At 69.3% G+C, this 25289-nt stretch carries 26 protein-coding genes; 12 read left to right on the top strand and 14 right to left on the bottom strand.

The window, feature by feature from the left end; genetic code table 11:
• Positions 1–20: 20 nt before the first annotated feature.
• A complete protein-coding gene (gene hemG / locus ACIQF0_RS00205) occupies positions 21–1448 on the bottom strand; it encodes a protoporphyrinogen oxidase (RefSeq protein ID WP_401023131.1) in 1428 nt (475 codons plus the stop codon).
• Positions 1448–2482, bottom strand: a complete 1035-nt coding sequence (gene hemE / locus ACIQF0_RS00200) for a uroporphyrinogen decarboxylase (protein WP_401023130.1) — start codon at positions 2480–2482, stop codon at positions 1448–1450. The genes hemG and hemE overlap by 1 nt, the downstream gene beginning before the upstream one ends.
• Before the next feature lie 72 nt (positions 2483–2554).
• On the opposite strand from hemE, the gene ACIQF0_RS00195 reads away from it, so the two are divergent.
• On the top strand, positions 2555–3103 hold the full coding sequence (locus tag ACIQF0_RS00195; RefSeq protein WP_229905701.1) for a DUF3000 domain-containing protein: 549 nt from the start codon (positions 2555–2557) through the stop codon (positions 3101–3103).
• On the opposite strand, the gene ACIQF0_RS00190 is transcribed toward ACIQF0_RS00195, so the two are convergent.
• Positions 3100–4245, bottom strand: coding sequence for a dipeptidase (locus ACIQF0_RS00190; RefSeq protein WP_401023129.1), 1146 nt, complete (start codon positions 4243–4245; stop codon positions 3100–3102). The genes ACIQF0_RS00195 and ACIQF0_RS00190 overlap by 4 nt on opposite strands.
• A gap of 318 nt (positions 4246–4563) precedes the next feature.
• Here ACIQF0_RS00190 and ACIQF0_RS00185 point away from each other — a divergent pair, with 318 nt between their 5' ends.
• Both ACIQF0_RS00185 and ACIQF0_RS00180 read left to right on the top strand, forming a co-directional pair.
• Positions 4564–5217 (top strand): response regulator transcription factor, encoded by a 654-nt coding sequence (locus tag ACIQF0_RS00185; RefSeq protein ID WP_181320591.1) that lies wholly within the window; start codon positions 4564–4566, stop codon positions 5215–5217.
• A gap of 70 nt (positions 5218–5287) precedes the next feature.
• Entirely contained in the window at positions 5288–6571 is a 1284-nt protein-coding gene (locus ACIQF0_RS00180) for an HRDC domain-containing protein (protein ID WP_401023128.1), read from the top strand.
• A 33-nt stretch (positions 6572–6604) separates the two neighbouring features.
• Here the strand turns inward: ACIQF0_RS00180 and ACIQF0_RS00175 are convergent, their stop codons facing one another.
• On the bottom strand, positions 6605–7249 hold the full coding sequence (locus ACIQF0_RS00175) for a class I SAM-dependent methyltransferase (protein WP_360046685.1): 645 nt from the start codon (positions 7247–7249) through the stop codon (positions 6605–6607).
• 70 nt (positions 7250–7319) lie between these two features.
• On the opposite strand from ACIQF0_RS00175, the gene ACIQF0_RS00170 reads away from it, so the two are divergent.
• Positions 7320–7919 (top strand): TetR/AcrR family transcriptional regulator, encoded by a 600-nt coding sequence (locus tag ACIQF0_RS00170; RefSeq protein WP_401023127.1) that lies wholly within the window; start codon positions 7320–7322, stop codon positions 7917–7919.
• Between the two features lie 93 nt (positions 7920–8012).
• Positions 8013–8507 (top strand): GNAT family N-acetyltransferase, encoded by a 495-nt coding sequence (locus ACIQF0_RS00165; RefSeq protein WP_401023126.1) that lies wholly within the window; start codon positions 8013–8015, stop codon positions 8505–8507.
• Positions 8508–8588: 81 nt separating this feature from the next.
• Here ACIQF0_RS00165 and ACIQF0_RS00160 read toward each other — a convergent pair whose 3' ends face one another.
• On the bottom strand, positions 8589–9077 hold the full coding sequence (locus ACIQF0_RS00160; RefSeq protein WP_401023125.1) for an HIT family protein: 489 nt from the start codon (positions 9075–9077) through the stop codon (positions 8589–8591).
• Between the two features lie 104 nt (positions 9078–9181).
• Between ACIQF0_RS00160 and ACIQF0_RS00155 the strand changes: the two genes are divergently transcribed.
• Positions 9182–12358 (top strand): S8 family serine peptidase, encoded by a 3177-nt coding sequence (locus ACIQF0_RS00155; RefSeq protein WP_401023124.1) that lies wholly within the window; start codon positions 9182–9184, stop codon positions 12356–12358.
• A 43-nt stretch (positions 12359–12401) separates the two neighbouring features.
• On the opposite strand, the gene ACIQF0_RS00150 is transcribed toward ACIQF0_RS00155, so the two are convergent.
• The 3 genes from ACIQF0_RS00150 to ACIQF0_RS00140 form a co-directional block, all read right to left on the bottom strand.
• Positions 12402–13145 (bottom strand): hypothetical protein, encoded by a 744-nt coding sequence (locus ACIQF0_RS00150; RefSeq protein ID WP_401023123.1) that lies wholly within the window; start codon positions 13143–13145, stop codon positions 12402–12404.
• Positions 13142–13648, bottom strand: coding sequence for an RNA polymerase sigma factor (locus tag ACIQF0_RS00145; RefSeq protein WP_401023122.1), 507 nt, complete (start codon positions 13646–13648; stop codon positions 13142–13144). The genes ACIQF0_RS00150 and ACIQF0_RS00145 overlap by 4 nt, the downstream gene beginning before the upstream one ends.
• 165 nt (positions 13649–13813) lie before the next feature.
• Positions 13814–14461 carry a MerR family transcriptional regulator gene (locus ACIQF0_RS00140; RefSeq protein WP_401023121.1) on the bottom strand — a complete coding sequence of 216 codons (648 nt, stop codon included), beginning with the start codon at positions 14459–14461 and terminating at the stop codon, positions 13814–13816.
• Positions 14462–14520: 59 nt separating this feature from the next.
• On the opposite strand from ACIQF0_RS00140, the gene ACIQF0_RS00135 reads away from it, so the two are divergent.
• From ACIQF0_RS00135 to ACIQF0_RS00120, 4 genes are all read left to right on the top strand, one after another.
• The gene (locus tag ACIQF0_RS00135; protein ID WP_401023120.1) at positions 14521–15402 is read left to right on the top strand and encodes a hypothetical protein; all 882 of its coding nucleotides are present in this window, start codon (positions 14521–14523) and stop codon (positions 15400–15402) included.
• A complete protein-coding gene (locus ACIQF0_RS00130) occupies positions 15399–15848 on the top strand; it encodes an ABA4-like family protein (RefSeq protein ID WP_401023119.1) in 450 nt (149 codons plus the stop codon). Before ACIQF0_RS00135 ends, ACIQF0_RS00130 begins: the two co-directional genes overlap by 4 nt.
• Positions 15849–15940: 92 nt before the next feature.
• Positions 15941–17155: a thiolase family protein gene (locus tag ACIQF0_RS00125; protein ID WP_360046675.1), complete on the top strand. Its 1215-nt coding sequence runs from the start codon at positions 15941–15943 to the stop codon at positions 17153–17155.
• On the top strand, positions 17152–19260 hold the full coding sequence (locus tag ACIQF0_RS00120; protein ID WP_401023118.1) for a 3-hydroxyacyl-CoA dehydrogenase NAD-binding domain-containing protein: 2109 nt from the start codon (positions 17152–17154) through the stop codon (positions 19258–19260). The genes ACIQF0_RS00125 and ACIQF0_RS00120 overlap by 4 nt, the downstream gene beginning before the upstream one ends.
• A 46-nt stretch (positions 19261–19306) precedes the next feature.
• On the opposite strand, the gene ACIQF0_RS00115 is transcribed toward ACIQF0_RS00120, so the two are convergent.
• A complete protein-coding gene (locus ACIQF0_RS00115) occupies positions 19307–19624 on the bottom strand; it encodes a hypothetical protein (protein ID WP_360046673.1) in 318 nt (105 codons plus the stop codon).
• A 59-nt stretch (positions 19625–19683) separates the two neighbouring features.
• On the opposite strand from ACIQF0_RS00115, the gene ACIQF0_RS00110 reads away from it, so the two are divergent.
• The gene (locus ACIQF0_RS00110; protein WP_360046672.1) at positions 19684–20187 is read left to right on the top strand and encodes an HAD domain-containing protein; all 504 of its coding nucleotides are present in this window, start codon (positions 19684–19686) and stop codon (positions 20185–20187) included.
• A 21-nt stretch (positions 20188–20208) separates the two neighbouring features.
• Here the strand turns inward: ACIQF0_RS00110 and ACIQF0_RS00105 are convergent, their stop codons facing one another.
• From ACIQF0_RS00105 to ACIQF0_RS00090, 4 genes are read right to left on the bottom strand one after another with little or no spacing between them, the layout of a single operon-like run.
• Entirely contained in the window at positions 20209–20616 is a 408-nt protein-coding gene (locus ACIQF0_RS00105; RefSeq protein WP_245822608.1) for a type II toxin-antitoxin system VapC family toxin, read from the bottom strand.
• Positions 20604–20891: a type II toxin-antitoxin system Phd/YefM family antitoxin gene (locus ACIQF0_RS00100; protein ID WP_401023117.1), complete on the bottom strand. Its 288-nt coding sequence runs from the start codon at positions 20889–20891 to the stop codon at positions 20604–20606. The genes ACIQF0_RS00105 and ACIQF0_RS00100 overlap by 13 nt, the downstream gene beginning before the upstream one ends.
• Before the next feature lie 52 nt (positions 20892–20943).
• A complete protein-coding gene (locus ACIQF0_RS00095; RefSeq protein WP_401023116.1) occupies positions 20944–22248 on the bottom strand; it encodes an FAD-dependent monooxygenase in 1305 nt (434 codons plus the stop codon).
• Positions 22245–22805 carry a helix-turn-helix transcriptional regulator gene (locus tag ACIQF0_RS00090; protein WP_401023115.1) on the bottom strand — a complete coding sequence of 187 codons (561 nt, stop codon included), beginning with the start codon at positions 22803–22805 and terminating at the stop codon, positions 22245–22247. Before ACIQF0_RS00090 ends, ACIQF0_RS00095 begins: the two co-directional genes overlap by 4 nt.
• 88 nt (positions 22806–22893) lie before the next feature.
• On the opposite strand from ACIQF0_RS00090, the gene ACIQF0_RS00085 reads away from it, so the two are divergent.
• Positions 22894–24594 (top strand): glycoside hydrolase family 5 protein, encoded by a 1701-nt coding sequence (locus ACIQF0_RS00085; protein ID WP_401023114.1) that lies wholly within the window; start codon positions 22894–22896, stop codon positions 24592–24594.
• On the opposite strand, the gene ACIQF0_RS00080 is transcribed toward ACIQF0_RS00085, so the two are convergent.
• Positions 24549–25283 (bottom strand): arylamine N-acetyltransferase, encoded by a 735-nt coding sequence (locus tag ACIQF0_RS00080; protein WP_401023113.1) that lies wholly within the window; start codon positions 25281–25283, stop codon positions 24549–24551. The two genes, ACIQF0_RS00085 and ACIQF0_RS00080, sit on opposite strands and share 46 nt — an antisense overlap.
• Positions 25284–25289: the final 6 nt, after the last annotated feature.

Genomic DNA, 25289 nt, shown 5'->3' with positions numbered 1-25289 from the left:
TCCATCTTGGCACGGGCCTCTCAACGCCGGACGCGGCCCAGCAGGTGTGCTGCGACACGGGCGGCGGCCGAGTCGGCGGTCGCGATGCAGGCCGGCACGCCCACGCCGTGCAGGGTCGCGCCCGCGACGGAGAGGCCCGGCACGTCGGCGATGCCGCGTTCGATCGTGTCCACCAGGTCGACGTGACCGACGCCGTACTGCGGCAGGCCGCCGCCCCAGCGCTGGACCACGTAGTCGATCGGCGCGGCCTTGATGCCCGTCAGTTCGTGCAGGTCGTTGCGCACGGCCTTGACCAGGTCGGCGTCGCTGCGCTGCAGGAGCGCCGTCTCGCCGTGCCGCCCGACCGAGCCGCGCAGGATGACCGGTTCGCCGTAGTGCGCCCACTTGCGGCTGGAGAACGTGAACGCCTTGGCGGTGAACGGGGTGATGCGGTCGGAGTACCGCTCCCCCTCCGCGATCAGGACGCCGGAGCGCTGCGGCAGTTCGGTGCCCGGCGGCAGCGCGAGTGCGACCACGGCCATCGAGGCGACCTCGACCTTGCCGTACGCGGCGGACACCTGCGGCGCGATCTCGTGCAGCAGCTTGCGCGCGGACGGGGCCGGGACCGCGAGCACGACGCCGTCGCACTCCAGGTACTCCGGGGTCGCGGCCGAGCCGATCTCCAGTCGCCAGCCGGCGCCGAGCCACGACAGCACCCGGACCGGCAGACCGAGCCTGATCTCGGGCTTCGCGACCTCGGCGAGCCGGTCGACGAGCGACGAGACGCCGTTGCTCAGCGACGCGAACACCGGCGGCCGTGCGGAGCGGGCCTGCGGCGGGGCGGGCATCATCGTCGCGGCGGCCGCGAGCAGCGAGCCGACGCCCTTGTCCAGCAGCGTCGCGATCTGCGGCATCGTGGCGCGCAGGCCCAGCTCGTCCGCGCGGCCCGCGTAGACGCCGCCCAGCAACGGGCTGACGAGGCGGTCGCCGACCTCGGGGCCGAACCGCTCCTTCATCAGCGTGCCGACGGCGACGTCGCCGCCCCTGAGCTCGATCGGCGGCAGCGTCGGTTCCATCTCGACGCGCAGCGCGCCCTCGGACGACAGCATGTGCCGGACGGTCTCGACGCTGGCCGGAACGCCCATGAACGTGTGCGCCGGCAGCTGGTGCGTGCGCCCGGCCGCGTGCACGCTCGCCTTCGCGGCCGTCGGGTGCACGACGTGGTCGGCGAGCCCGACCTCGTTGATCAGCTCCTGCGCCTCGGGCTTGCGGTGCAGGAACGCCTCCGCGCCCACGTCGAACCGCACACCCGCGAGCTCGGTCGTGCGCAGCTTGCCGCCGAGCCGGTCGGACTGCTCGATCACCGTGATCCTGGCCTGCGGGCCGAGCAGCATCCGCAACCGGTGCGCGGCGGCCAGGCCGGAGATGCCTCCCCCGACGACTGCGACGTGCGGCGCTCTGGCGTGCATTACAAGCTGTGGATCAGTTCGACGGTCCGGGTGATGATCTCCGGATCGGTGTCGGGCAGCACGCCGTGGCCGAGGTTGAAGATGTGGCCCGCCGCGGCCTTGCCCTCGGCGTGGATGCGGCGCACCTCGCGTTCGACGGCCTCGAAGCCCGCGAAGAACAGCGCCGGGTCGAGGTTGCCCTGCACCACCGGCTTCGGCAGTGCGGGAGCGGCCTTCAGCAGACGCTCGACCGCCACGTCCAGAGGGATGCGCCAGTCGACGCCGACGACGTCCGCGCCGGCCTCGCGCATCGCGGGCAGCAGCTCGCCGGTGCCGACGCCGAAGTGGATGCGCGGCACCGTCGTGATCGTCTCCAGGACGCGCTTCGAGTGCGGCAGAACGAACTCGCGGTAGTCGCGCTCGGACAGCGCGCCCGCCCACGAGTCGAACAGCTGGACCGCCTGGACGCCCGCGTCGAGCTGGGCGTGCAGGAACGCCGTCGTGACGTCGGCGATCTTGGCCAGCAGCGCGTGCCACAGTTCGGGGTTGCCGTGCATCAGCGCCTTGGTGCGCTCGTGGTTCTTGCTCGGCCCGCCCTCCACGAGATAGGAGGCCAGCGTGAACGGCGCTCCCGCGAAGCCGATCAGCGCCACGTCCTGCGGGAGTTCCTTGAGCAGCAACCCGATCGCGTCCGCGACCGGCTGGACCTGCTCGGCGTGCAGCTCGGGCAGGGCCTTGACGTCGTCGAGCGTCCTGACCGGGTGCGCGACGACGGGACCGGTGCCCGCGACGATGTCGAGGTCGACACCGGCGGCCTTGAGCGGCACCACGATGTCGGAGAAGAGGATCGCGCCGTCGACACCGTGCCGCCGGACGGGCTGCATGGTGATCTCGCAGACCATCTCGGGGTCCATGCACGCGTCGAGCATGACGGTGCCCTGGCGGAGTGCCCGGTACTCGGGCAGCGACCGTCCCGCCTGCCTCATGAACCAGACAGGGGTGTGCGACGGGGTGCCGCCATGAGCGGCCACGAGGAGGGGTGCCGTGGAAGTCATATCTCTTTCATGGTCCCACGTCCCGGCGTGCCGCCGTCACTCGGCCGGATTGCGAGGCATACAGTCAGTTGTGTGACCGAGCCGGAAATCTTCCGCCGGGCGGTGGGGACGCTCAAGTCGGTTCGCCACAGGCCCGAGATCGAACTCACCGAAGTTCGCCCACCGCAGCGGCTCGCTCCGTGGGCGTACGCGCTGACGGCTGAGGTCACCGGCCCGTCGGACGAACTGTCGACCGGAAGGCTCGTGCTGCTGCACGATCCGGACGGCGACGAGGCGTGGGGCGGTGTCCTGCGCGTCGTGGCGTACGTGCGCGTCGAGCTTGATCACGAGCTCGCGTCCGATCCCCTGCTGCCCGAGGTCGGGTGGTCGTGGCTGACCGAGGCGCTGGAGCAGTCCGGAGCCGGGTTCACCGCGCTGGGCGGAACCGTGACGCAGACGTCGTCGGCCCGGTTCGGCGACATCGCCGGCCCCGCGCGCACCGATGATCTGGAGCTGCGCGCGTCGTGGACCGCGCTCGACGGAGAACTCGCCGAGCACGGCACCGCGTTCTACGAGCTGATGGCGACGGCCGTCGGGCTGCCGCCGGTCGGCGTCACTCTCTTCGGTCAGCGCCAGCCCTAGGCGTCGGCGTCCCGCAGCACTCGCAGGACGTTCGCGCCCGCGAGCTTGGCGCAGTCGTCCTCGGACCAGCCCTTGTCGAGCAGCGCGCCGAAGAGGTGCGGATAGGTGGAGACGTCTTCCAGGCCCTGCGGCAGCGCCTGGACTCCGTCGTAGTCGCCACCGACACCGAGGTGGTCGACGCCGACGACCTCACGGGCGTGGTCGAGGTGCAGCACGACGTCGTCGAGCGTGGCGACCGGCTTCGGGTGCTCGACGACCCACTTCTCGCCGAACGCCTTGCGCTCCCCCATGTCGGCGTGGTTCGCGCCGGCGGCCGTCATGGCCGCTCGAAGGGCTGCATCCCATTCAGCGACACGGGGTGAGACGAAGTCCGGCACGAATGTGATCATGGCCACACCGCCATTTGCCTTCAACTTGACCAGCACGTCGTCCGGAATGTTGCGCGGGTGGTCCGCAACATGGCGGCACGACGAGTGGCTGAAGATGACGGGCTTGACGCTCGTCTCCAGCGCGGCGTGCATCGTGCTGGGCGCGACGTGACTCAGGTCGACGAGCATGCCGATCCGGTTCATCTCGCGCACGACGTCGCGGCCGAACTCCGTCAGTCCGCCGTGTTCGGGCTGGTCAGTGGCGCTGTCGGCCCACGGGGTGTTGTCGTTGTGGGTCAGTGTCATGTATCGGACGCCCAGGCGGCGCAACGCGCGCAGAACCCCGAGTGAAGAGTTGATGGAATGTCCGCCCTCGGCCCCGAGGAGGGAGGCGACACGCCCGGAGGCGAAAACTTTTTCAGCTTCGGCGGCGGTCGTCGCAAGGCCCAGGTGATCGGAGTACCGCTCCGCCAGCGCGTAGACCAGTTCGACCTGCTCCAGCACGGCGGTGACCGCTCCGTCACCCGCCAGCCTGCCCGGAATCCAGACGGACCAGAACTGCATCCCCAGGCCGCCCTCGCGCATTTTCACGAGGTCCGTGTGCAGGCTGGGATGACGTTCCGTGAGATCGATCTTCGCGGCGGTCGTGTAGACGTCCTCGCCCGTTCCGTCGCCGAACTCGCGCAGAGCCCACGGGAGGTCGTTGTGGCCGTCGACGAGGGGCTCACGCTGCAGCAGGGCCCGCGCTCGCTCGACACCAGAACTACTAGACACAACCAACTCCAAGATGTCGTTCTGAGAGGGGCTCGCGTTACACCCCCTATCTAGTTGTCATCCAATCGTGTGACACATGGGGCCATCTGTCACAACTCAATAGGGATAGATACCCGATTGATCGTCCCGTAGACCCGCATGGGCGGCTACGCTGCCCCAGACGACACCACTTTCGGTCGATCAGTGGCGCGGCTGATTGGACGAAAGTCTCCGGTGCCGGTCGGGGGGCACGACCGACTCCAGGGAGGTAGTGACGTGGCTGCCGTCGGCTTAGGTCAGGCCGTTCGTACCACGCCAGCCGGCTCGTTGCCGGCGAACATGGTCCCGCACCCGCGGGAAGAGCTTTTTTCAGTGCTGGTGGTCGACGACCACCCACTGCTGAGGGAGGCGATATCAGCTCGGCTCACCCAAATGGGAGCCGGGACAGTGCATGAGGCCGCATCGGTGGCAGAGGCTCGGGCGCGGGCACTTGCAACCGGTCCTTGCGACCTCGCGATCCTCGATCTGGGCCTGCCGGATGGCACCGGCATCGACCTGGTCACGGAACTCCGTGCTCAGGGCTGGCCCCGCATCGTGGTCCTCGCATCCTCCGACGACCCCTACGCGGTCAGGTCGGCCTTCCAGGCGGGCGCCCAGGCGTACCTCCTGAAGTCCGCCTCTCCGATGGTGGTCACCGACGGGGTGCGCAGGGTTCTCGATGGTGGCGTTTACGCAGATCCGAGCGTGGCACCAGTACTCGCAGCGGGTACTCGGGTGCCGGGCACGGACAACACGCCGCGGGAACTCTCCGCGCGTGAGGTCGAGGTGCTCCAGCTGGTCGCCGATGGCCAGAGCAACAAGGAAATCGGCGAGGCTCTGAGCTTGTCCGCGTTGACGGTGAAGTCTCACCTGTCGCGGATCGGCCGGAAGCTGGGCACCGGTGATCGCGCTCAGATGGTCGCGCTGGCCATGCGTGCCGGCGTGATCCGTTAGATACCGGTTTGAAGCACTGAACCGGCCGAGAACACCTGTGAGTGGTGCGATCGTCGTAGGGTCATCCGCTGTGGATGTACCCGCCGACGAGCCAACCGCACCAACCGGACCAGATCCGGTACCGCTGACGGAACCTGCTGATGGGGTCCCGCCCGTGGTCGCCGATCAAGCTGCGCTCCGGCGAGCCGCTGACGCGCTCGCCGGGGCGAAGGGCCCGGTCGCGGTGGACACCGAGCGAGCCTCGGGCTACCGCTACTCACAGCGTGCCTATCTGGTGCAACTGCGCCGGGAAGGCGCCGGCACATGGTTGGTCGATCCGATCGCCCTAGGCGGACGGCTCGATCCACTGGTGCAGGCGTTGGATGGCACTGAGTGGGTGTTGCACGCGGCGTCTCAGGACCTGCCGTGCCTCGCCGAACTCGGGCTGCGACCCGGCGTGCTGTTCGACACCGAGCTGGCGGGCAGGCTGGCTGGGTTCGAGCGTGTCGCACTGGGCACGCTGGTGGAACGGCTACTCGGTTTTAGGCTCGAGAAGGGGCACGGCGCGGCCGACTGGTCGCGCCGGCCCCTTCCTGCCGACTGGCTGACGTATGCCGCTCTCGACGTGGAGCTGCTCGTGCAGCTGCGCGACGTTCTCGAAACCGAGCTTGAGCGCCAGGGCAAACTCGCCTGGGCGCTCGAAGAGTTCGAGGCGGTGCGGATGGCGCCTTTGCCGCGTCCCCGTACCGACCCCTGGCGGCGCACGTCCGGTATCCACCGCGTGCGCAACCAGAGGCAACTGGCCCTCGTGCGCTCGCTCTGGGAAGCCCGCGACACCGTGGCCCGCGACCGCGACATAGCCCCAGGCCGAGTCCTCCCGGACTCAGCCCTCATGGAGGCAGCCGCCCGCAACCCGGCCAACGAGGCCGAACTCCTCGCACTGCCGGTCTTCCGCGGCCGCTCCCAGCGCCGCATGTCCGGCGTCTGGATGAACGCCCTGCGCAAGGCGGGCGCGTTGGCCAAGTCGGAGCTCCCGGAACCCGCGGGCCAGCACGACGGCCCACCCCCGCCCAACCGCTGGGCGGACAAGGACCCGGACGCCGCGGCCCGCCTGGCCGCGACCCGTGCGGCACTGGCGACCATCGCCGAGGCCAACACCCTCCCGGTGGAGAACCTGCTGCTGCCCGACCTGGTGCGCCGCACCTGCTGGCAACCGCCGGCCGACCTCTCCCCCGAATCCGTGGCCACCGTGCTGCGCGACGGAGGGGCCCGGTCGTGGCAGATCGACCTCACGCTGGAAGCCCTCACGAAGGCACTGGCGGCAACGGCACCTCCGCCCGCGCCTCCCGCAGCTCCTTCTGAACCTGCTAACTGATATCCGATATATCAGCTGCCGTGCGGGATCTGATCACGCACGGCAGCTGATCTCCATGCCGTCCTCGACCGGAAACGCGACGCTGACGTACCCGTTGGCCGGTTCGCGCACGTAGGCGAGGTAGTCGGCCATCGACTCCTGGTCGATGTCGTCGGCGACGACAAGCGCTCCGGGCGCGAGCCGGGACTCCAGATCCCGCAACACCGGCAGGCAAAGCTCCTTCCAGCCGTCGAGCAACACCAGCCCGATAGGCCCCTTCAGGTCGGCCAGCGTGCGACGGGCGTCGCCGGGCAGGATCGTCGCGACCCCACCGAGCCCCGCCTCGTCGAGGTTCTTCCGCGCGGTGGCGACCTTCGCCTCCGACATCTCGGTCCCGTACACGTGTCCCTTGCCGTTGTCGGCGACCGCGGCCGCCAGGTAGAGCGTCGAGATGCCGAACGACGTGCCGAACTCGACCACGGTCTCCGGCCGGCTAGCCCGCACCAGCCCGTAGAGAAGATCTCCCCCACGCGCGGAGATCGGCATGTAGACGCCAGCGAGTGCGTCAGCGCGTTCCTGCGCACTGGCCGACCGCAGATCGCCCCACGACGGCGCGTCGAAGTGGTCGTCACCCGCGGCAGCGTCGAAGAGCCGGTCGAGAACCGAACGAACCCGAGGCTCGTGCAATGTGATGGTCATGGCCGCCAGAGTAGACGCAACGTTGCGTCTAGCCTAGCCCTGACTAAGGTACGGCTCCTGGAGGTGGCCGATGGAGAGCAGCACCGCGCACCGCGGAAACCGGCACGGACGCAGCGAACAGGCCCGGCAGGCGGTCCTAGAGGCGGCCGACGACCTGCTTGCCGAACGCGGGTTCGCCGGCGTGACCATCGAGGGCATAGCCGCCCGCGCCGGCGTCGCGAAGCAGACGATCTACCGCTGGTGGCCGTCCAAGGTCGACGTGCTGCTCGAAGCCTTCACCGAGGACATGGCCCAACACCTAACCCCGCAGGACCACGGCAACCTGGAAACCGACCTGCGCACCCATCTGGCGACCCTGGCCGAGTTCCTCACCGACTCAGACCCAGGCGCGGTGTTCCGCGCCCTGACGGGCCAGGCCCAGCACGACCCGCGCCTGGCGACCAGACTCCGCGACGACCACCTGAGCCACCAGCGCGACCGCGACCGCCTCCCCCTGCAGCGCGCGATCGACCGCGGCGAACTCCCCGCCGACCTCGACGTGGACGCGGCCCTGGACCACCTGGTCGGCCCCATCTACTACCGCGTCCTGGTCACCGGCTCACCGGTCCCCCGCACGTTCACCGACGACCTCGTCGCCGCCTTCCTGCACCGCCACCACCGCCCCAACTGATATATCGCCCAACTTCACCTCCCTGACCTGCCGCTTAGCAATGACTCGTTGGACTTCGACCGCAAAAGACTCGTTGCAAAGGGGCCTTCAGCGTTGATCAGCACCGCCCGCCTGGACCTGTTGCCGCTGCTCCCCGAGCACGCCGCCGAGATGGCGGAGGTGCTGTCCGACCCGGCCCTGCACACCTTCACCGGCGGCACCCCGCTCTCCCCGGAAGCCCTCCTCGCCCGCTACGAACGCCTGGCCGAGGGCTCCCCCGACCCAGCCGTGCGATGGCTGAACTGGGTGATCCGGCTCCGCGACGAAGACCGCCTGACGGGCACCGTCCAAGCAACGATCACCCTCGCCGACCACACCGCCGAGATCGCGTGGGTCGTCGGCACGTCGTGGCAGGGCCGCGGCATCGCCCGCGAGGCAGCCCAAGGCCTCGTCACCTGGCTCCGCACCCAGCCGGTCCACACCGTGATCGCGCACATCCATCCCGATCACCACGCCTCCGCCGCCGTCGCCACCTCCGCCGGCCTCACCGCCACCGACGAGGTCCACGACGGCGAGGCCCGCTGGCTCCTCCACCTCCCCTTGCAATGACTCGTTTGCGGACGAAGTCCAAAGAGTCATTGCTAAGGCGCAGGTCACGGGGCGCCCTGAGCTGACACATCGGCCGATATATCAGTTGGCCATGCGCTCGCCGAGCCTCCGGGCGAGGTCCGCGACCTCGTCGTCGGGCAGGTCGAGGTGGCCGCGGGAAGCCTCGAACAGGGCGATCTGCTGATCTTCGTAAGGCACCCCCGGCGGCAGTGGGGCGAGGTGCCAGTGGACGTGCCGGTTGGCCTGCCGGCTGCCGAGCGACAGGACGTAGAGCCGCTCGACGGGCAGCAGCGAACCGAGGGCGCTGCCCGCCCGGTGCACCACGTTCTGGATCGCCGCGTACTCGTCGGGCGTGAAGTCGGTGATGACGTGCTCGCGGTGGTCGACCGGCGCCACGAGGAAGTGGCCGGTCACCGACGGGAACCTGCTCGCGAACACGACGGCGACGTCGTCGCGATAGGCGACGTGGTGCGGGCAGTCCGGGTTGCCGGCGAGGAGTTCGCAGACGAAGCAGGCCAGGCGGGCGAGCGCGAGGTAGCTGTCGGGGTCCCAGGGGACGCGGCCGGTCATGATCCAGCTGTACCGGAGTGTTGACAGTTGCCGTTGCGAAATATCGGGGCCGACTGACGGACATATGCCGCCGAGGAGTTGTCCGTCCCTAGGAGAGGCCTCCGTTGAAACCTCATCTCCCCCTCGCCGTGGCCGGCCTCGTGCTGGCCACGGCCCTGAGCGGCGCCACCCCCGCCGCCGCGACCACGGCCGCCACCACGAGCGCGCCGGCATCGGACCGGCAGCAGTGGATCACCCTCATCACGGGTGACCAGGTGCTGACCGACGACAAGGGCAAGCCCCAGCAGTTCAAGGCCGCGCCGGGTCGCGAGCACATCATGGTCTCCACCAGAGAGGACGGCACGCACCTCTACGCCGTGCCCGCCGACGTGGAGCCGATGATCACCGAGGGCCGGCTGGACCGGCGCCTGTTCGACCTCGCGCTGCTGAGCAGGCCCGAATACACCAAGCGCAAGGGTCTCGGCGTGCTCGTGTCGGCGGGGTCCGGCTTGCCGAGCGCGCGCTCGTTCGGCCGCATCGGGGTGGACGCCGTCACGGTGACCGCCGAGACCGCGCCGGACGTGTGGAAGTCGCTGGCCAACTCCCGTCAGGCGCAGAAGCCCACGATCTGGCTGGACGCGGTGCGCAAGGCCGCGCTCGACCGCAGCACCGCCCAGATCGGGGCTCCGCAGGCGTGGCAGGCCGGGTTCGACGGCAAGGGCGTGAAGATCGCCGTGCTGGACACCGGTGTCGACAACACGCATCCGGACCTCGCCACGCAGGAGGTCGCGGAGAAGAACTTCACAGACTCCCCCGACAACCAGGACCGCGTCGGCCACGGCACGCACGTCGCGTCGATCGCGGCCGGCACCGGGGCGAAGTCCGGCGGGAAGTTCAAGGGTGTGGCTCCCGGCGCCCGCATCCTCGACGGCAAGGTGCTCGGTGACGACGGGTCCGGTTACGAGTCCGGGATCCTCGCGGGCATCGAGTGGGCGGTCGAGCAGCAGGCGGACGTCGTCAACATGAGCCTCGGCGGCGAGGACAGCCCGTTGCTGGACCCGATGGAGATCCTGATCAACAGGCTCTCGCAGGAGACCGGCACGCTGTTCGTCATCGCGTCGGGCAACTTCGGCCCGAACTCCGTCGGTTCCCCCGGAAGCGCGGACGCCGCGCTCACCGTCGGTGCCGTGGATCGCGACGACAAGCTCGCGAGCTTCTCCAGCACCGGACCGCGCGAGGGTGACGGCGCGATCAAGCCGGACATCACCGCACCTGGCGTCGGCATCGGCGCCGCGGCGGCGGGCAGGCTCGGCGAGACCATGCCCAAGCCCGCCGAGGGCTACATCTCGCTGAGCGGCACTTCGATGGCGACCCCGCACGTCACGGGCGCGGCGGCGATCCTGGCCCAGGTGCACCCCGACTGGCGCGGTGACCAGATCAAGGCCGCGCTGATGGCGTCGGCGAAGCCCGGTGCGCACAACCCGTTCGAGCAGGGCGCCGGACGCACGGACGTCGCCATGGCGATCAAGCAGACCGTCTCGTCCGGTTCGGTCTCCTTCGGCACGGCGCTGTGGCCGCACAACGACGACGTCCCGATGACGCGAGATGTCGCCTACCGCAACGAAGGCGACCAGCCGGTCACCCTCACGCTCAAGGTCGACACGGCGGCGCCGCAGGGCTTCTTCACGCTCAAGGACGCCACTGTGACCGTGCCCGCGCACGGCACGGCCACCACCACGCTGACCGCCGACACCAAGATCGGTGGCGACGCGTCCGGCACGTTCAGCGCGTACATCAACGCGAGCGGCGGCGGCCAGTCCGTGGTGACTCCTGCGGCCGTGACGCGTGAACCCGAGCGCTACACCGTCACGGTCAAGGCGATCGGCAGCGACGGCAAGCCCGCCGCGGACTGGCGCGCGGAGTTGCAGGGCGTCACCGGGGACGCGCAGGGCGACTACGTCGGCCTCGGCACCGGCCTCGAGTCCCTGCGCGTGCCGAAGGGCCGCTACCTGCTGACCGGCCGCCAGTGGGTCTCGCCGGAGCAGCCGAACGCGGAGTACAACTGGTTCAACGGCACGAACATCGAGGTCGGCGCCGACACCACGATCACGCTCGACGCCCGCCAGGCCAAGCCCGTCGACATCGGCTGGCCGGGCAACCCGACGGAGCGCCACTCGTACATCAGGGTCGGCCACAAGATGCCGTCGATGGAGTACGGCTTCGGCTTGCTGGGCCTGCCGCTCAGCGTCCTCAACACCGCGCACGTCGGTCCGGAGGGCAAGGCCGGCGAGATGAACGAGCTGGTCGTCGCCTCCTACACCGGCGCCGACCGCGAGGAGTTCCACCTCGCCGACCAGTCCACGACGCTCACGAAGTTCTGGACGGGCTACGACAAGCGGCTGAAGTCCAAGGACCTCGTGACCGTCGAGGCCTCGGCGGGCGCCACCGCCGAGGGCCGCACCGGCTACCTGTTCGCCAGCGCCGCTCTCGGTGACAGCCCGCTGTTCGGCGTCGCCTTCGGGTACGCCCTGCCGCACACCAGGAAGATGTACCTCTACTCCCCCAAGCACACCTGGGGTTTCCGCTTCGAGCAGGACAACGCCGACGGCACCGAGGCGTACTGGAACGCGGACGACGAGCAGTTCAAGCCGGGCCGCACCTACAGGAAGACGTTCAACACCGGCGTCTTCGGCCCGAAGCTGACAGGCGAACGCCGCGTCGGCCTGTACCGCGACGGGGATGTCCTCTTCGGCAGCCTGCCGTTCTTCGCCGACGGGCAGGGCCGCTCCGGCGGGTCGGTCGTGGACTCGGGGTCGACGGTGCTGAAGGTCGGCGGCAAGGTGGTCGACTCGACCGACCGGCCGCTCGACCTGGAGACGTTCTTCTCGCTGCCGCAGGCTCGCGGCCGCTACGAGCTGACCACCACGGCGAACCGTTCGGGCGTCGCGGCGATCAGCACCTCGGTCACGACGACGTGGGGCTTCGACTCGGCCACGACCTCGGCCGTCACGCAGGTGCCGTTGACGATGGTCCGCTTCACTCCGGAGCTCGGCCTCGACGGAACCCTGCCCGCGCACCGGTTCCAGCGGATCCCGCTGACCGTGCAGGGCAAGACGAGGTCGCTGACCGCGCAGGTGTCCTACGACAAGGGTGCCACCTGGCAGCGGACGCTGGTCTTCGGCGACTCGCTGTTCGTGCTCAACCCGGCCAAGGGCGGAAGCGTCTCGCTGCGGGCCACGGCCGTGGGCAAGGGCGGTGATTCGGTCACGCAGACCGTGATCAGCGCCTACCTGACGAAGTAGCGACGAACCGGCGATGCGCCGCCAGGCGCATCGCCGGTTTCGTTCAGCGCTCCGGGAACGCCTCGTCGTAGACCGCGCGCAGCTCGGGCTCGTCGAGTCCGCTGTAGCCGCAGCCCATCACCTGCAGGTCGCTCGCCGCGACGAGGTACCTCCGCCCGGCCTCGGGCTCGAACCCGGCCAGCACCGGCGAGTTGGTGGTGTTCCTGACCTCGACGAGGTCGGCCTCACCGGTCCACGCGCGATGCACCTGCAGCGTCACGACGTTGCCCTCGATCCGCAGCACGGTGGCCTCGAACGCCATCTGCGCACGTTCCTGGAGAACCGCCGCCTCCGGCTTGCGGCACCGGACCTCCGGATCCACCGGCGCCTCCGTGAGCACGGCGACCGTGGTCTTGCGACCGTCGGACGACGTGGTGGTCGGCGGCGGCGTCTGTGACGTGCTGGTGCCGGGCCGCGGCTGACCGCTGGTCGTGGGTCGTCCGCCGCTGTTGTCGGGCAGCCCAGAACCGTTCTCCAGACCAGGCCGGGTCGAGGTCGGCAACGCGACGTCCGGGCTCGGCGCCTGCCCGGAACCACCACTGTTCGCCACGAGCACCCCGGCGACCACCGCGATCACGGCCGCGGCCCCGACGAGCACCGGCAGCCTTCGCGAGGAGACACGCGGCGCGACGGGAACGTCGAGCGCGGCCCCGGCCACCAGCCGCCGGGTCTCGTCGTCGGGCAGCGGGCGCAACGAGGCCGCCGGATCGGCACGGCGCATCCGGTCGCGCAGGTCGTCGTCCGTCATGGCCGCTCTCCTTCCGCCTGCTCGTCCAGCAGGGACTTCAACTTCCGGCGTGCCCGGTGCAGGCGGATGCTGACCGCGTTGGCACTCGTCCCGACGACCTGTGCGATCTCGGCGGGCCCGAGCTCCTCCCACGCCCAGAGCCGCATCAGCTCTGCGTCCGCGGCGGACAGCCGCGCGAGTGCCCTGGCCAGCCCAGGATCCGGGTCGTCACGGGCCGGCGCGTGCTCCGGCGGTCTGGCGAGCTGCCAGATCCGCACGAGCAACCGGTCCTGTCTGCGCCGCGTCCGTTCCGCGTTGGCGAGACAGTTGCGCGCGACGGCGTACGCCCAGGCCAGCGGTTCGGCCGGCATGTCGGCACGGCGCCGCCAGGCCACCAGCAACGTCTCGGACAGCACGTCGTCCGCGGTCGCCGCGTCGGTCCGCCGCGCCAGGTACCGGCGCAGCGGCTCGATCAGCTCCTGCGCGACGGCCTCGAAACCCGTCTGGCGCGGTTCCACGTCCACCTGCTCCACCCCGGGTCATGTCCGGCAGGACGCCCGCTCTTTCACCCCGCCGCCACCTTCCCTCCAGCCCTTTGCAACGAGTCTTTTGCGGACGAAGTCCAAAGAGTCATTGCTAAGGCGCAGGTGGAGGCGGCGCTGAACTGATATGTCGGCCGATATATCAGTTCAGGACGCTGGGCCGACGGGTCCGTCGCCGATCACGTCGCGCGACACCTGGACGTGTGCGAGCCGCCGGACCGCCTTGAGAACGGTGTCGCCGATGAGGGTGCCGACGACCATCGCCTCGATGACGTCGTCGCGCGACCTCTGCCTCGCGATGTAGTCGACGTCGGCCTGCGCGATGATCTTCAGCCCCTCCAGGTAGGGGTCGAGCAGGTCGCGGAAGTGGTCGTGGCCGACCGAGCGGGCCACGGTCAGGGCCGCGGCGAGCATGTGGGTCACGTTGCTCTCGGTGACGTCGGCGCACTCGGTCTCGCCCTGCCGCGCGAAGAAGGCCTGGACGTCCTCGACCGCGAGCGGGTCGAGCTCGACCGCGCTCGGCTGGCTGATGGCCTCCTGCACGGCGCCGAGCTTGTTGTGCAGCGACTCGTCGCGGGTGTCGATGGCGGCGAGGACCTCGCGCACCGACGCGATGGAGAGGCCGCCGACGTCCACGAGGGCACGGACCAGCCGGAGTCTGCGCAGGTGCTCCTCGTCGTAGTGGGCCTGGTTCGGGCTGGTCAGCACGCCGGCGGGCAGCAGTCCCTCGCGCAGGTAGTACTTGATCGTCGGCACCGCGACGCCGCTTCTCTTGGAAAGCTCGCCAACACGCATATGGATAGTGTAGCTTCCGGATAGTAGAGAGTGCCGCTATCCATTCAGGGGGTATAGAGATGCTTCGCACGTGGCACCGGCCGTTAGTGGTCTTCGGCGGATTGATGGTCGTGCTGATCCCGATCGCGCTCCTCGGGCTGCTGATCGACGACCGGACGCTGGTCAACTCGCCGATCTGGCTCAAGCCGCTCAAGTTCGCCGTGTCGCTGGCGATCTACGCGTTCACGCTGGCGTGGCTGCTCACGTACCTGAAGAGGTTCCAGCGCGTCGGCTGGTGGGCGGGCACGATCCTGGCGACGGCCGGCGCGCTGGAGATGGTCGTGATCGTCGGCCAGGTCGTGCGCGGCAAGCGCAGTCACTTCAACTTCGAGACGCCGCTCGACACGACGCTGTTCTCGATCATGGGCTCCACGATCGTCGTGCTGTGGGTGACGCACGCGATCGTCGCCGTGCTGCTGTGGCGCACGAAGATCGAGAACGAGGCCCTGTCGTGGTCGATCCGGCTCGGGCTGCTCATCTCGTTCCTGGGACTCGGCGTCGGGTTCCTCATGACGCAGCCGAAGCCCGGCCAGGCCCTCGACGGCGGCACGCTCGGCGCGCACACGGTAGGCGCCCCCGACGGCGGCGCCTACATGGCGATCACCGGCTGGAGCACCGAGCACGGCGACCTGAGGGTCGGGCACTTCGTGGGCATGCACGCGCTGCAGGTGCTGCCGGTGCTCATCGCGCTGCTCGGCAACCGCGCCAACGCGAAGCTCGCCTGGGTCGCGAGCGGTTCGTTCCTGGGGATCTTCCTGCTCGTGACGTGGCAGGCGCTGCGCGGCCAGTCCCTGGTCCAACCCGACAGCACGACCCTGCTCGCGCTGGCCGGAATCATCGTCGCGACCGCACTCGGTGTGGTGTGGGCGCGCGCACCGAAGAAGGAGCTCGTGAACGCATGACCGCCACCCTGTTCGAACTGACGTTCCTGGTAGCAGCGCCGTTCTGGGCGCTCATGATCTTCGCGCCGAAGTGGTCGTGGACGAAGAGGATCGCCGAGTCGTACCTGATCGTGCTGCCGCCGGCCTTGATCTACGTCGTGTTGCTGGTCCCGGAGCTCTCCACGGTGCTGCCACTGGTCACCCGACCCGAGATCGGGCCGCTGGCGGAGTACCTGGCCACCCCCTCCGGCACCGCCCTGGTGTGGGCGCACATGCTCGCGTGGGACCTGTTCGTCGGACGCTGGATGTACCTCGAGGGGCGCCGGCTCAACGTGCACCCGCTGGTCATGGCACCCGTTCTGGTGATCACGATCCTGGTGGCCCCGGTCGGGTTGCCGCTGTTCCTGATCGTGCGCAAGGTGTGTGACACAACGAACAGGGGCACCGCAGTGGTTACTCACCAGTAACTAGGGTTAGAGTTGGCGTTACCGACCGGTAGGGATGTCGCGCAGTCCCGCCGGTAGTGGACAGAGTTGTCACCACAAGTGGAGGAGACGCCGTGGCCGCACCAGCAGCGCCGGCACGCGTTCGGAACGTGGTCTTCGTCGACGGCGTCCGCACGCCGTTCGGCAAGGCCGGCCCCAAGGGGATTTTCGCCGAGACACGTGCAGACGACCTCATCGTGAAGGTCATCCGTGAGCTGCTGCGCAGGCACCCCGAGCTGCCGCCGGAGCGCGTCGACGAGGTCGCGATCGCGGCCACGACGCAGATCGGCGACCAGGGCCTGACGCTCGGCCGTACCGCCGCACTGCTCGCGGGCCTGCCGAAGTCGGTGCCCGGCTACTCGATCGACCGCATGTGCGCGGGCGCGATGACCGCCGTGACCACGGCCGCGAGCGGCATCGCGTTCGGCGCCTACGACATCGCCATCGCGGGCGGTGTCGAGCACATGGGCCGGCACCCGATGGGTGAGGGCGTCGACCCGAACCCGCGCTTCCTGTCGGACCGGATCGTCGACACCAGCGCGCTCGTGATGGGCCAGACCGCGGAGAACCTGCACGACCGGTTCCCGCACATCACCAAGGACCGCACCGACGCCTACGCGGCCGCTTCCCAGGCCAAGTACGCCGACGCGCTCAAGAACGGCAAGATCGGGCCGGAGCTCGTGCCCGTCGCGACCCGCTCCGCGGAGAACGGCTGGGGCCTCGCGACGGCCGACGAGCCGCCGCGTCCGGGCACCACGGTCGAGGACCTGGGCAAGCTCAAGACGCCGTTCCGCCCGCACGGCCGGATCACGGCGGGCAACGCGGCCGGTCTGAACGACGGCGCGACCGGCTGCATCCTCGCCGAGGAGGAGACCGCGCGCGAGCTCGGCCTGCCCGTCGGCATGCGGATGGTCGGCTACTCGTTCCTGGGTGTCGAGCCCGAGGTCATGGGCATCGGCCCGGTTCCCGCCACCGAGAAGGCTCTCCAGCGCGCCGGTCTGTCCATTGAGGACATCGGCCTGTTCGAGGTCAACGAGGCGTTCGCGATCCAGGTGCTCGCGTTCCTCGACCACTTCGGCATCGCCGACGACGACGCCCGCGTGAACCAGTGGGGCGGCGCGATCGCGACCGGCCACCCGCTGGCGTCCAGCGGCGTGCGTCTGATGACGCAGCTGTCGCGTCAGTTCGCCGAGCGTCCGGACGTGCGCTACGGCCTCACCACCATGTGCATCGGCATCGGCATGGGCGGGACCGTCATCTGGGAGAACCCGAACTGGAGTGGCAAGTGACCATCACCGCTGAGGAAGCAAAGGCGATCTTCCCCGACGAGGTCGTCACCCACGCCAAGACGCGTCTGATCAGCGTGCCCGGCCTGGACAAGCCGGTCGCGTTCATCACGATCGACAACGGCCTGGACCACACCCGTCCGTCGACGTTCGGCCCGCAGTCGCTGGTGTCGCTCGGCGCGGCGTTCGACGAGGCCTACGCGGCCTCTCCGGCCGCCATCGCCGTCACCGGCAAGCCGTTCATCTTCGCGGTCGGCGCGGACCTGACCGCGGTCGAGCAGGCGACGGACCGCTCGCAGGGCGTCACGATCGGCAAGCTGGGCCACGAGGTCTTCAAGAAGTTCACCGACTCGGACATCCCGACCTTCGCCTTCGTCAACGGCGCGGTCATGGGCGGTGGCCTGGAGCTCGCGCTGTCGTGCCACTACCGCACGCTGGCGTCGAACGCGGCCGCGATCGCGCTGCCCGAGGTGTTCCTGGGCCTGTTCCCGGGCTGGGGCGGCACGCAGCTGCTGCCGAACCTGATCGGCGCCAACGACGCCGTGACGGTGATCTTCGAGAACGCGTTGAACCAGAACAAGATGCTCAAGCCGAAGGACGCTCTGGGCCTGGGCATCGCGGACGTGCTGTTCGACTCCGCCGACTACCTGGAGCAGTCGCTGCTGTGGCTGTCCGGTGTCGTGCGCGGCGAGATCACGGTGCCGCGCAAGGAGATCGACCGCGGTGAGGCGTGGGACGCCGCCGTCGCGCGGGCCAAGGGCATCGTGCACGGCAAGACCAAGGGCGCGGCGCCCGGCGCGTTGAAGGCGCTGGAACTGCTGGAGCTGGCGCGCGAGAACGACCTCGAGAAGGGCTACGCCGCCGAGACCGAGGGCCTCGCGGACCTCGTCATGAGCGACGAGCTGCGCGCGGGCCTGTACTCGTTCAACCTGGTGCAGAAGCGCGCGAAGCGGCCGGCCGGCGCACCGGACAAGTCGTTGGCGCGCAAGGTCACCAAGGTCGGTGTCGTCGGCGCGGGCCTGATGGCCTCGCAGATGGCGCTGCTGTTCATCCGCCGCCTGCACGTGCCGGTCGTGCTGACCGACATCGACCAGGCGCGCGTGGACAAGGGCGTCGGCTACGTCCACAGCGAGATCGACAAGCTGGCGGGCAAGAAGCGGATCTCGCCGGACGAGGCGAACCGCCTCAAGGCACTGGTCTCCGGCTCGCTCGACAAGAGCGCGTTCTCCGACGCCGACTTCGTGATCGAGGCCGTGTTCGAGGACCTCGCCGTCAAGCAGCAGGTGTTCGCCGAGGTCGAGGAGCACGTCTCCGCCGAGGCGATCCTGGCCACGAACACGTCGTCGCTGTCCATCACGGACATGGCGTCGAAGCTCAAGCACCCCGAGCGGGTCGTGGGCTTCCACTTCTTCAACCCGGTCGCGGTCATGCCGCTGCTGGAGATCGTGCGCGCCGAGCAGACCGACGACGCCACTCTGGCGACGGCGTTCTCGATCGGCAAGCAGCTCAAGAAGTCCTCGGTGCTCGTGAAGGACGCGCCCGCGTTCGTCGTGAACCGCCTGCTGACCCGCTTCATGGGCGAGGTCATCAAGTCGGTCGACGAGGGCACGTCGTTCGAGGTCGCCGACAAGGCGACCGAGCCGCTGGGCCTGCCGATGTCACCGATGATCCTGCTGCAGCTGGTCGGTTCCGCCGTCGCGCTGCACGTGTCGGAGACGATGCACGGCGCGTTCCCGGACCGCTTCTCGGTGTCGGAGAACATGAAGAAGTTCGTCGCCGCCGGCAAGGGCGCTGTCTGGCAGTGGGACGCGCAGGGCAAGCAGACCGTCGACCCCGAGGTCCAGGCCCTGTGGGAGTTCGGCTCCTCGCCCCTGACGGGCGACGAGGTGAAGTCCCGCGCGCTGGAGGCGCTGGCCGAGGAGATCCGGATCATGCTCGACGAGGGCGTGGTCGCGGAGGCACAGGACATCGACCTGTGCATGCTCCTGGGCGCCGGGTGGCCGTTCTGGCTGGGCGGCATCACGCCGTACCTGGACCGCACCGGCATCTCGGAGAAGGTCACGGGCAAGCGTTTCCTGGCACCGGGCGTGGCTTCCGTGCCTGCCTAGTGTGTGGTGGTGCTGAAGCCCCGGCTCTCTCGACGGAGCCGGGGCTTCACTCCGTTTCGGGCACGTACTGCTCCGCGCTGCCGTCCTCGCGGATGAAGTAGGCGTCGATGTTCGTCGCGCGCAACGTCACCTCGGAGCCCGCCACCAGGTCCCGGTAACGCAGCAGATCCGGCAGGCCGATGGCGACGACCTCGAACGGGTTCTTCTGGCGCAGCATCAACGATCTGCGCAGTGCCTCGCTGAACGCCCAGCGAGGTGAGTCGTCGTCGTGGGGAACCTCTACCAGCGCGCCTTCGAGCTGACGTTCCAGCGCGGCCCGCACGTGGTCCGCCGTGCCCCACGTCGCGATGTCCGTGACAGTCATGTGTCACGTATCGGGATGAATCGCCGGATCATTAGCCGTTCGGATGTTTCGATCAGGTCATGTTCTCGCGTCCTGCGATCCTCCTGGACGTCGACGGCCCGCTGAACCCGTTCATGGCGAAGCCGACCCGACGCCCCGCCGGCTACACCACGCATCGAATCCGTCCGTACGGTTTCTTCCGGCCTCTGCGCGTGTGGCTGGACCCGTCACACGGCCCGTGGCTGCTCTCGCTCGCCGCTGCCGCCGACGCGGATCTGGTGTGGGCGACGACGTGGGAGCACGAGGCGAACGAGTTCATCGGGCCGCGCATCGGACTGCCCGAGCTGGAGTGGATCGACTTCGGCGGGCGCGGCGCGGACCACCAGGACGGCCACCACGGCAAGGTTCCCGCGATCACCGAGTGGGCGGGAACGCGTCCGCTCGCGTGGCTGGACGACGATTTCCAGGCACGCGACCAGGAGTGGGCGTCGAGCAGGCCGGACACGCTGCTGGTGCCGGTCGACCCGCGCAAGGGGATCGGCGTGGATCACCTGGAACGGGTGCGGGCGTTCCTCGCCGGTTGAACGCGAACCGGCGGCATCCGATCAGACCTGACGGATCGGCACGACCTCGACGAGTCGTTCGACGTCCTTGAAGTCCTTGACGTTCATCGTCAGCACCGGCAGGCCCGCGACCGCCGCCGTGGCCGCGATCTGCAGGTCCATCCGCCGCGGCCGCGGACTGCGACCCGCCCGGCGCACCAGCGAGGCCATCTGCCCGTAGACCTTGGCCTCCTCGACGCCGAACGGCAGCACCTCGAACGTCTGCAGCGCCGCGTAGTACCGCTCAGTGCGGGCGAACCGCTCGACCGGGTCCTCGGTGTCGAGCCCGAACGCCAGCTCCGCGATCGTGACTGCGCTCAGGAACGGGCGGGCGTTCAGGTACTCGCCCAGGTTCGCCCGCTCCAGCCTGATCAGCACGCAGGTGTCGAGCAGACAGCTCAGCTCTGCCACGGGTCTGCCAGCGGGTCGTCGGTGCCGAACACCTCGTCGGCGGCTCGCCGGTCGGCCTCCCAGCGGTCCCCGTCGACGGACGGCAGGGTGCCGAACAGCACCTGCACCTCGCCCAGCGAAGGCTTCGAGACGACCTCCGCGCGATAGGGCGAGAGCTGGGCGACGGGCTTGTTGTTGCGGGTGACGACGAAGCTCTCACCCGCCTCGACGCGCCGCATGATCTCCGCGTTGTCGTTGCGGAGCTCACGCTGGCCGATGGCTTTGAGCTGCTGCATGCCACCACTGTAGCTCAACCCATCAATAAGTGCTACAGAGCTGCTACAGCGATCACGGCCCGGTCCACGTCCGCAGCGCGGCGGGGAGCGTGTCCGGGTCGGCGACCCAGGCGACGTGCCCGTCCGGCCTGATCAGCACGCCACCGAGGTCGTCGAGGTCGTCGAGCAGCACCGGCCGGCCGGGACGCAGCAACTCCGCGACGGTGGTGGACCTGCCGCCGACCTCCACCGCGAGGTTCGGCGCCAGACGCCCGAGCAGCGGATGGTCTCCCGGTATACGAGGGTCATACCGCGTGTCGACACCGGTGACGAGCTCGGCGAGGTACTTGCCCGCCACCCCGCTCAGTTCCGTTAGAAGGTCTCGCACCGGCGAGAGGTCCTCGCGCCCCAGCAACGACTGCGCGCGCGTCGTCCGCACCACGCGCGCCCCCACCGGATGCCGTTCGTCGTGGTAGGTCTGCAGCAGGCCGTCCGACGCCCGGCCGGAGACGGTCGCGGCGAGCTTCCAGCCGAGGTTCATCGCGTCGGCCAGCGCCACGTTCACCCCGACCGCCCCCGCGGGCGGATGGACGTGCGCGGAGTCGCCGGCCAGGATCACCCGGCCCCGCACGTAGCTCTCCGCCTGCCGGGCCGCGTCGGAGAACCTGCTGAGCCACAACGGCCTCCCCAGCGGCACCACCCGGCCCAGGCGCGCGTTCAGCAGTTCCTGGACGTACCCGAGCTCGACCGGACCGGAGCGCGGCTCCGGCTCGTCCAGCACGATCCGCACGTACCCCGGCCGGGGCAGCACGAACACCTCACCGGTCGCCAGCGCGTCGAAGTCGGCCTCGACGTCCGCGATCAACCCGTGCGAAGTCGCGTCCACGCCGGGAAAGGCGATCCCGGCGCGCTTGCGCACCACGCTGCGGCTGCCGTCGCATCCGACCAGATACGAGACACGCCAACGCTCATCGCCGACGACGACGTCGACACCGTCAGGATCCTGCGAGAAGTCCACGACCTCACGCCCCCACTGGACGCGCACGCCGAGTTCGGCGAGCCACTCCTCCAGCAGTTCCTCGACGCGGTTCTGCGCGATGCCGAGCGCGTACGGGTGATCGGTGTCCATCACGGAGAAGTCGAGGCCCATCCCCGGCAGGAACATCCCGTACGGCACAACAGGTCCCTCCGCGAGGAACCGCTCGGCGAGCCCACGCCGGTCGAGCAGTTCCAGGCTGCGCGCGGACAACGTGAAGCCACGCGGATGCGGAAACCGCCGAGGCGCCGCGTCCACCACGGCCACCTCGGCACCGGCCAGCGCGAGCTCGGCCGCGACCATCAACCCCGCCGGGCCCGCGCCGGCGACCAGAACCGTCATCGCTCCCCCTCCGGCCACGCGAGCCGCCCGGACTCGACGTCGCCGACGATCTCCTCGACCCACCCGAGCTCGGCCTCCGCCAGGCGGACCGCGTACTCGACCTCCACCACGAACAGCCGCGGCACCTGCTCCAACGCGGCCTGATGGGACCCGCGCATCTCCTCCAGCGACGCCCGCAACCGTTCCGCCCGCTCCCGCAACGCCTCCGCCGCGCCGGAAGGCCCGAGCGCGCCGAGGTAGCTGACGGCGGACAGGAACTTCGGGAACTCGGCCTGCGGTTCGCGCACCAGCCGGTCGACCCAGCGGGTGAACTCCTCCCGCCCCGCCGCGGTGAGCCCGTAGATGGTCCGTTCCGGCCGGGCACCGACCTTCACCGTCTCGCGCGCCTCGATCCAGCCCTCACGCATGAGCGCGCGCACCACGTCGTAGAGCGAACCTGTCGTGACTTTGAAAGACCTGTCCATGCCGCGTTCGCGCAACGTGGCCGCCATCGCGTGTGGGTGCAAAGGCGACTCCAGCAGCAATCCCAGCACCGCCATACCCAGCGGGTTCTTCATCACTCGGCTCCGATCGCTCGGTTCCGAGTATTTGATGCGGCACCCCGGTTGTCAACTAGCCTGTTCAGATATGAGAACGATTCGCGTCTTGGCTCCCCTGCTCCTGGCCGCGAGTCTCGTGGCTCCCGTGCAAGCGCACGCGGAGGAGGCGGCCTGGACCGGCCCCCTCAGCACCCGAGGCCGGTGGATCGTCGACGCAAACGGCGACCGCTTCAAGCTCAAGTCCGGCAACTGGCACGGTGCCAGCGGCACCTACAACGGTTCCGGCGACATCAACGACCCCGCCACCCACCACTCCGGCGAGAAGGCCGACCAGGTCCCGCTCGGGCTCGACCGCGCGACCATGGCCACGATCATCAGTGGTTTCAAGGAGATCGGCGTCAACAGCATCCGGCTGCCGTTCTCCAACCAGATGATCAAGGACATCAACCCCGTCAACGGCCTGAAAGACGCGCAGCTCAACGGAAAGCGGCCGCTGGAGGTCTACGACGCGGTCGTGGCCGAACTGACTCGCAACAACCTCGCCGTCATCCTCAACAACCACACCACGACGTCCCGCTGGTGCTGCGGCGTCGACGGCAACGAGCGGTGGAACACCAGCCAGAGCACCGACCAGTGGATCAACGACTGGGCGTTCATGACGGACCGCTACAAGGCGAACAAGCGGGTCGTCGGCGCCGACCTCTACAACGAGGTGCGCCGCAACGTCTGGGACGACCCGAACTGGGGCTGGGGCAACGACCACGACTGGCACAAGGCCTCGCAGCAGGCCGCGGACCGCATCCAGCAGACCGCGCCGGACCTGCTGGTCGTCGTCGAGGGCATCAACTGGACCGGCATCCCCGTCGACGGCTTCGCGCACGGCCGCCCGACGCTGGAGCCGGCGCGCTTCCTCAGCCACACGCTCGCCAACCCCGACAAGCTCGTCTACTCCGCCCACTTCTACGGCTACACGGGCCCGAACCACAGCGGCGCCTCGGGAATCGGTGAGACGAGCGACCCGCGCTACCAGGACCTCTCGCCGCAGGAGCACATCAACGTCCTGCAACGCCAGGCCTTCTTCATCACCGAGGCGCAGAAGCACTTCACCGCGCCACTGTGGATCAGCGAGTTCGGCGTCGGCGGCCGCGAGGAGAACAACCCCGTGGCGCGCGACTGGTTCGAGCGGTTCGTGAACCAGCTGATCGCGAACGACACCGACTTCGCGTACTGGCCGCTGGTCGGCTTCCACACCAACCGGGGCGGCAACGGTTGGGCGTTGCTGCACTGGGACGCCGCCGGAAACCGCATGGGCGTCAACGACGGCGACGACTGGCGGGCCGGCGCGTGGAACCGTCTCGTCAACGCCTCCAGCCGCACCGGGCAGATCCCGCGCGAGACCCGCTGGAACCAGCTCATCAAGGAATCGTGCCCGCAGAACGAGAAGCTCGTCGGCATCAGCCACACCGGCAACCGCGGCCTGTGCGTCAGCGGTCCACAGTGGAGCAACACGACCAGGGTCACCAACGAGCAGCACGTGACCAACGACTGGGCGTCCGGGTACACGAAGCTCCAGTGCCCGAACGGGAACGCCGCCGTCGGCTACGCGAACTTCACGCTGGTCTGCGCGCCCGTCGCACAGGGGTCGCAGACGCGGGTGCTGTGGTTCGACCGGGGTGACAACCGGCCGGACCAGGGCGGCGACTGGGCCAACGGGCACTACAAGGGCCAGTGCGCGCAGGACGAGCACATCGCCGGTGTCGCCTACAACTGGCGCAGGACGCCGGACGCGTTGCTCTGCCGGAAGTGAATTCCAAAGTAGTCAAGGAAAGCGGCCGCAGGATCCTCGACGTCGGTCGAGGTCTTGTGGCCGTTCTCCGTCAGCACGACCTTCTTGTCCGTCACGGTGATCCGCCCGACCGGCAACGCGCGGGTCGCCATCGGGCCCTTGCGGAAGTGCGACTCCGGCGAGGTCTGCTGCCACCAGCAGGTCGGCACGAACTCCGCCAGCTCACGCGGCCTGCGCTCCAGCCGGTAGGCCGGCGAGCCGTCGTGGAACACGTCCACGTCGTCGCCGTTGTTCGCCAGCCGGAACACGCCGCCCGGGTCCTTCTGGTCCTCCCGCGACGTCCACGACAGCGGGCGCAACGAGAAGGACCCGAACCCGACGTCCACCAGCCAGGCACCGTCCACGAGCAACGCCATGTGGTCGAACGGCGGCCCGAGCCGTCGCCCCTCGCCGTACACCCGCGCCGCGAGCAGGTCGACCTCGTGTCCCAAGTCGCGCAACAACTCCGCGAACATCCCGTTGAGCTCGTAGCAGAACCCGCCACGGCGCTGCACCACGATCTTGTCGTGCAGCCACGGGATCTCCAGCACGATCCGGGTGTCCATGTGGGTGTGGAGGTTCTCGAACGGAACCGTCAGCAGGTGCCGTTCGTGCAGCTCTGCCAGCGACGACGTGCGTGAGGCACCGATGCGCTGTAGGTAGTCGTCCACCGTGCC

Source organism: Lentzea sp. NPDC092896 (assembly GCF_044754905.1).
GTDB lineage: Bacteria > Actinomycetota > Actinomycetes > Mycobacteriales > Pseudonocardiaceae > Lentzea.
Note: the sequence above shows the minus strand (reverse complement) of the source record. Positions and strands in the feature narration are given on the sequence as shown.

Coding starts and splice junctions, on each gene's coding strand:
- hemG (WP_401023131.1), bottom strand. CDS start 1,448: ATGCACGCCAGAGCGCCGCACGTCGCAGTCGTCGGGGGAGGCATCTCC.
- hemE (WP_401023130.1), bottom strand. CDS start 2,482: ATGACTTCCACGGCACCCCTCCTCGTGGCCGCTCATGGCGGCACCCCG.
- ACIQF0_RS00185 (WP_181320591.1), top strand. CDS start 4,564: ATGGTCCCGCACCCGCGGGAAGAGCTTTTTTCAGTGCTGGTGGTCGAC.
- ACIQF0_RS00175 (WP_360046685.1), bottom strand. CDS start 7,249: ATGACCATCACATTGCACGAGCCTCGGGTTCGTTCGGTTCTCGACCGG.
- ACIQF0_RS00170 (WP_401023127.1), top strand. CDS start 7,320: ATGGAGAGCAGCACCGCGCACCGCGGAAACCGGCACGGACGCAGCGAA.
- ACIQF0_RS00160 (WP_401023125.1), bottom strand. CDS start 9,077: ATGACCGGCCGCGTCCCCTGGGACCCCGACAGCTACCTCGCGCTCGCC.
- ACIQF0_RS00150 (WP_401023123.1), bottom strand. CDS start 13,145: ATGACGGACGACGACCTGCGCGACCGGATGCGCCGTGCCGATCCGGCG.
- ACIQF0_RS00140 (WP_401023121.1), bottom strand. CDS start 14,461: ATGCGTGTTGGCGAGCTTTCCAAGAGAAGCGGCGTCGCGGTGCCGACG.
- ACIQF0_RS00135 (WP_401023120.1), top strand. CDS start 14,521: ATGCTTCGCACGTGGCACCGGCCGTTAGTGGTCTTCGGCGGATTGATG.
- ACIQF0_RS00130 (WP_401023119.1), top strand. CDS start 15,399: ATGACCGCCACCCTGTTCGAACTGACGTTCCTGGTAGCAGCGCCGTTC.
- ACIQF0_RS00115 (WP_360046673.1), bottom strand. CDS start 19,624: ATGACTGTCACGGACATCGCGACGTGGGGCACGGCGGACCACGTGCGG.
- ACIQF0_RS00110 (WP_360046672.1), top strand. CDS start 19,684: ATGTTCTCGCGTCCTGCGATCCTCCTGGACGTCGACGGCCCGCTGAAC.
- ACIQF0_RS00100 (WP_401023117.1), bottom strand. CDS start 20,891: ATGCAGCAGCTCAAAGCCATCGGCCAGCGTGAGCTCCGCAACGACAAC.
- ACIQF0_RS00095 (WP_401023116.1), bottom strand. CDS start 22,248: ATGACGGTTCTGGTCGCCGGCGCGGGCCCGGCGGGGTTGATGGTCGCG.
- ACIQF0_RS00090 (WP_401023115.1), bottom strand. CDS start 22,805: ATGAAGAACCCGCTGGGTATGGCGGTGCTGGGATTGCTGCTGGAGTCG.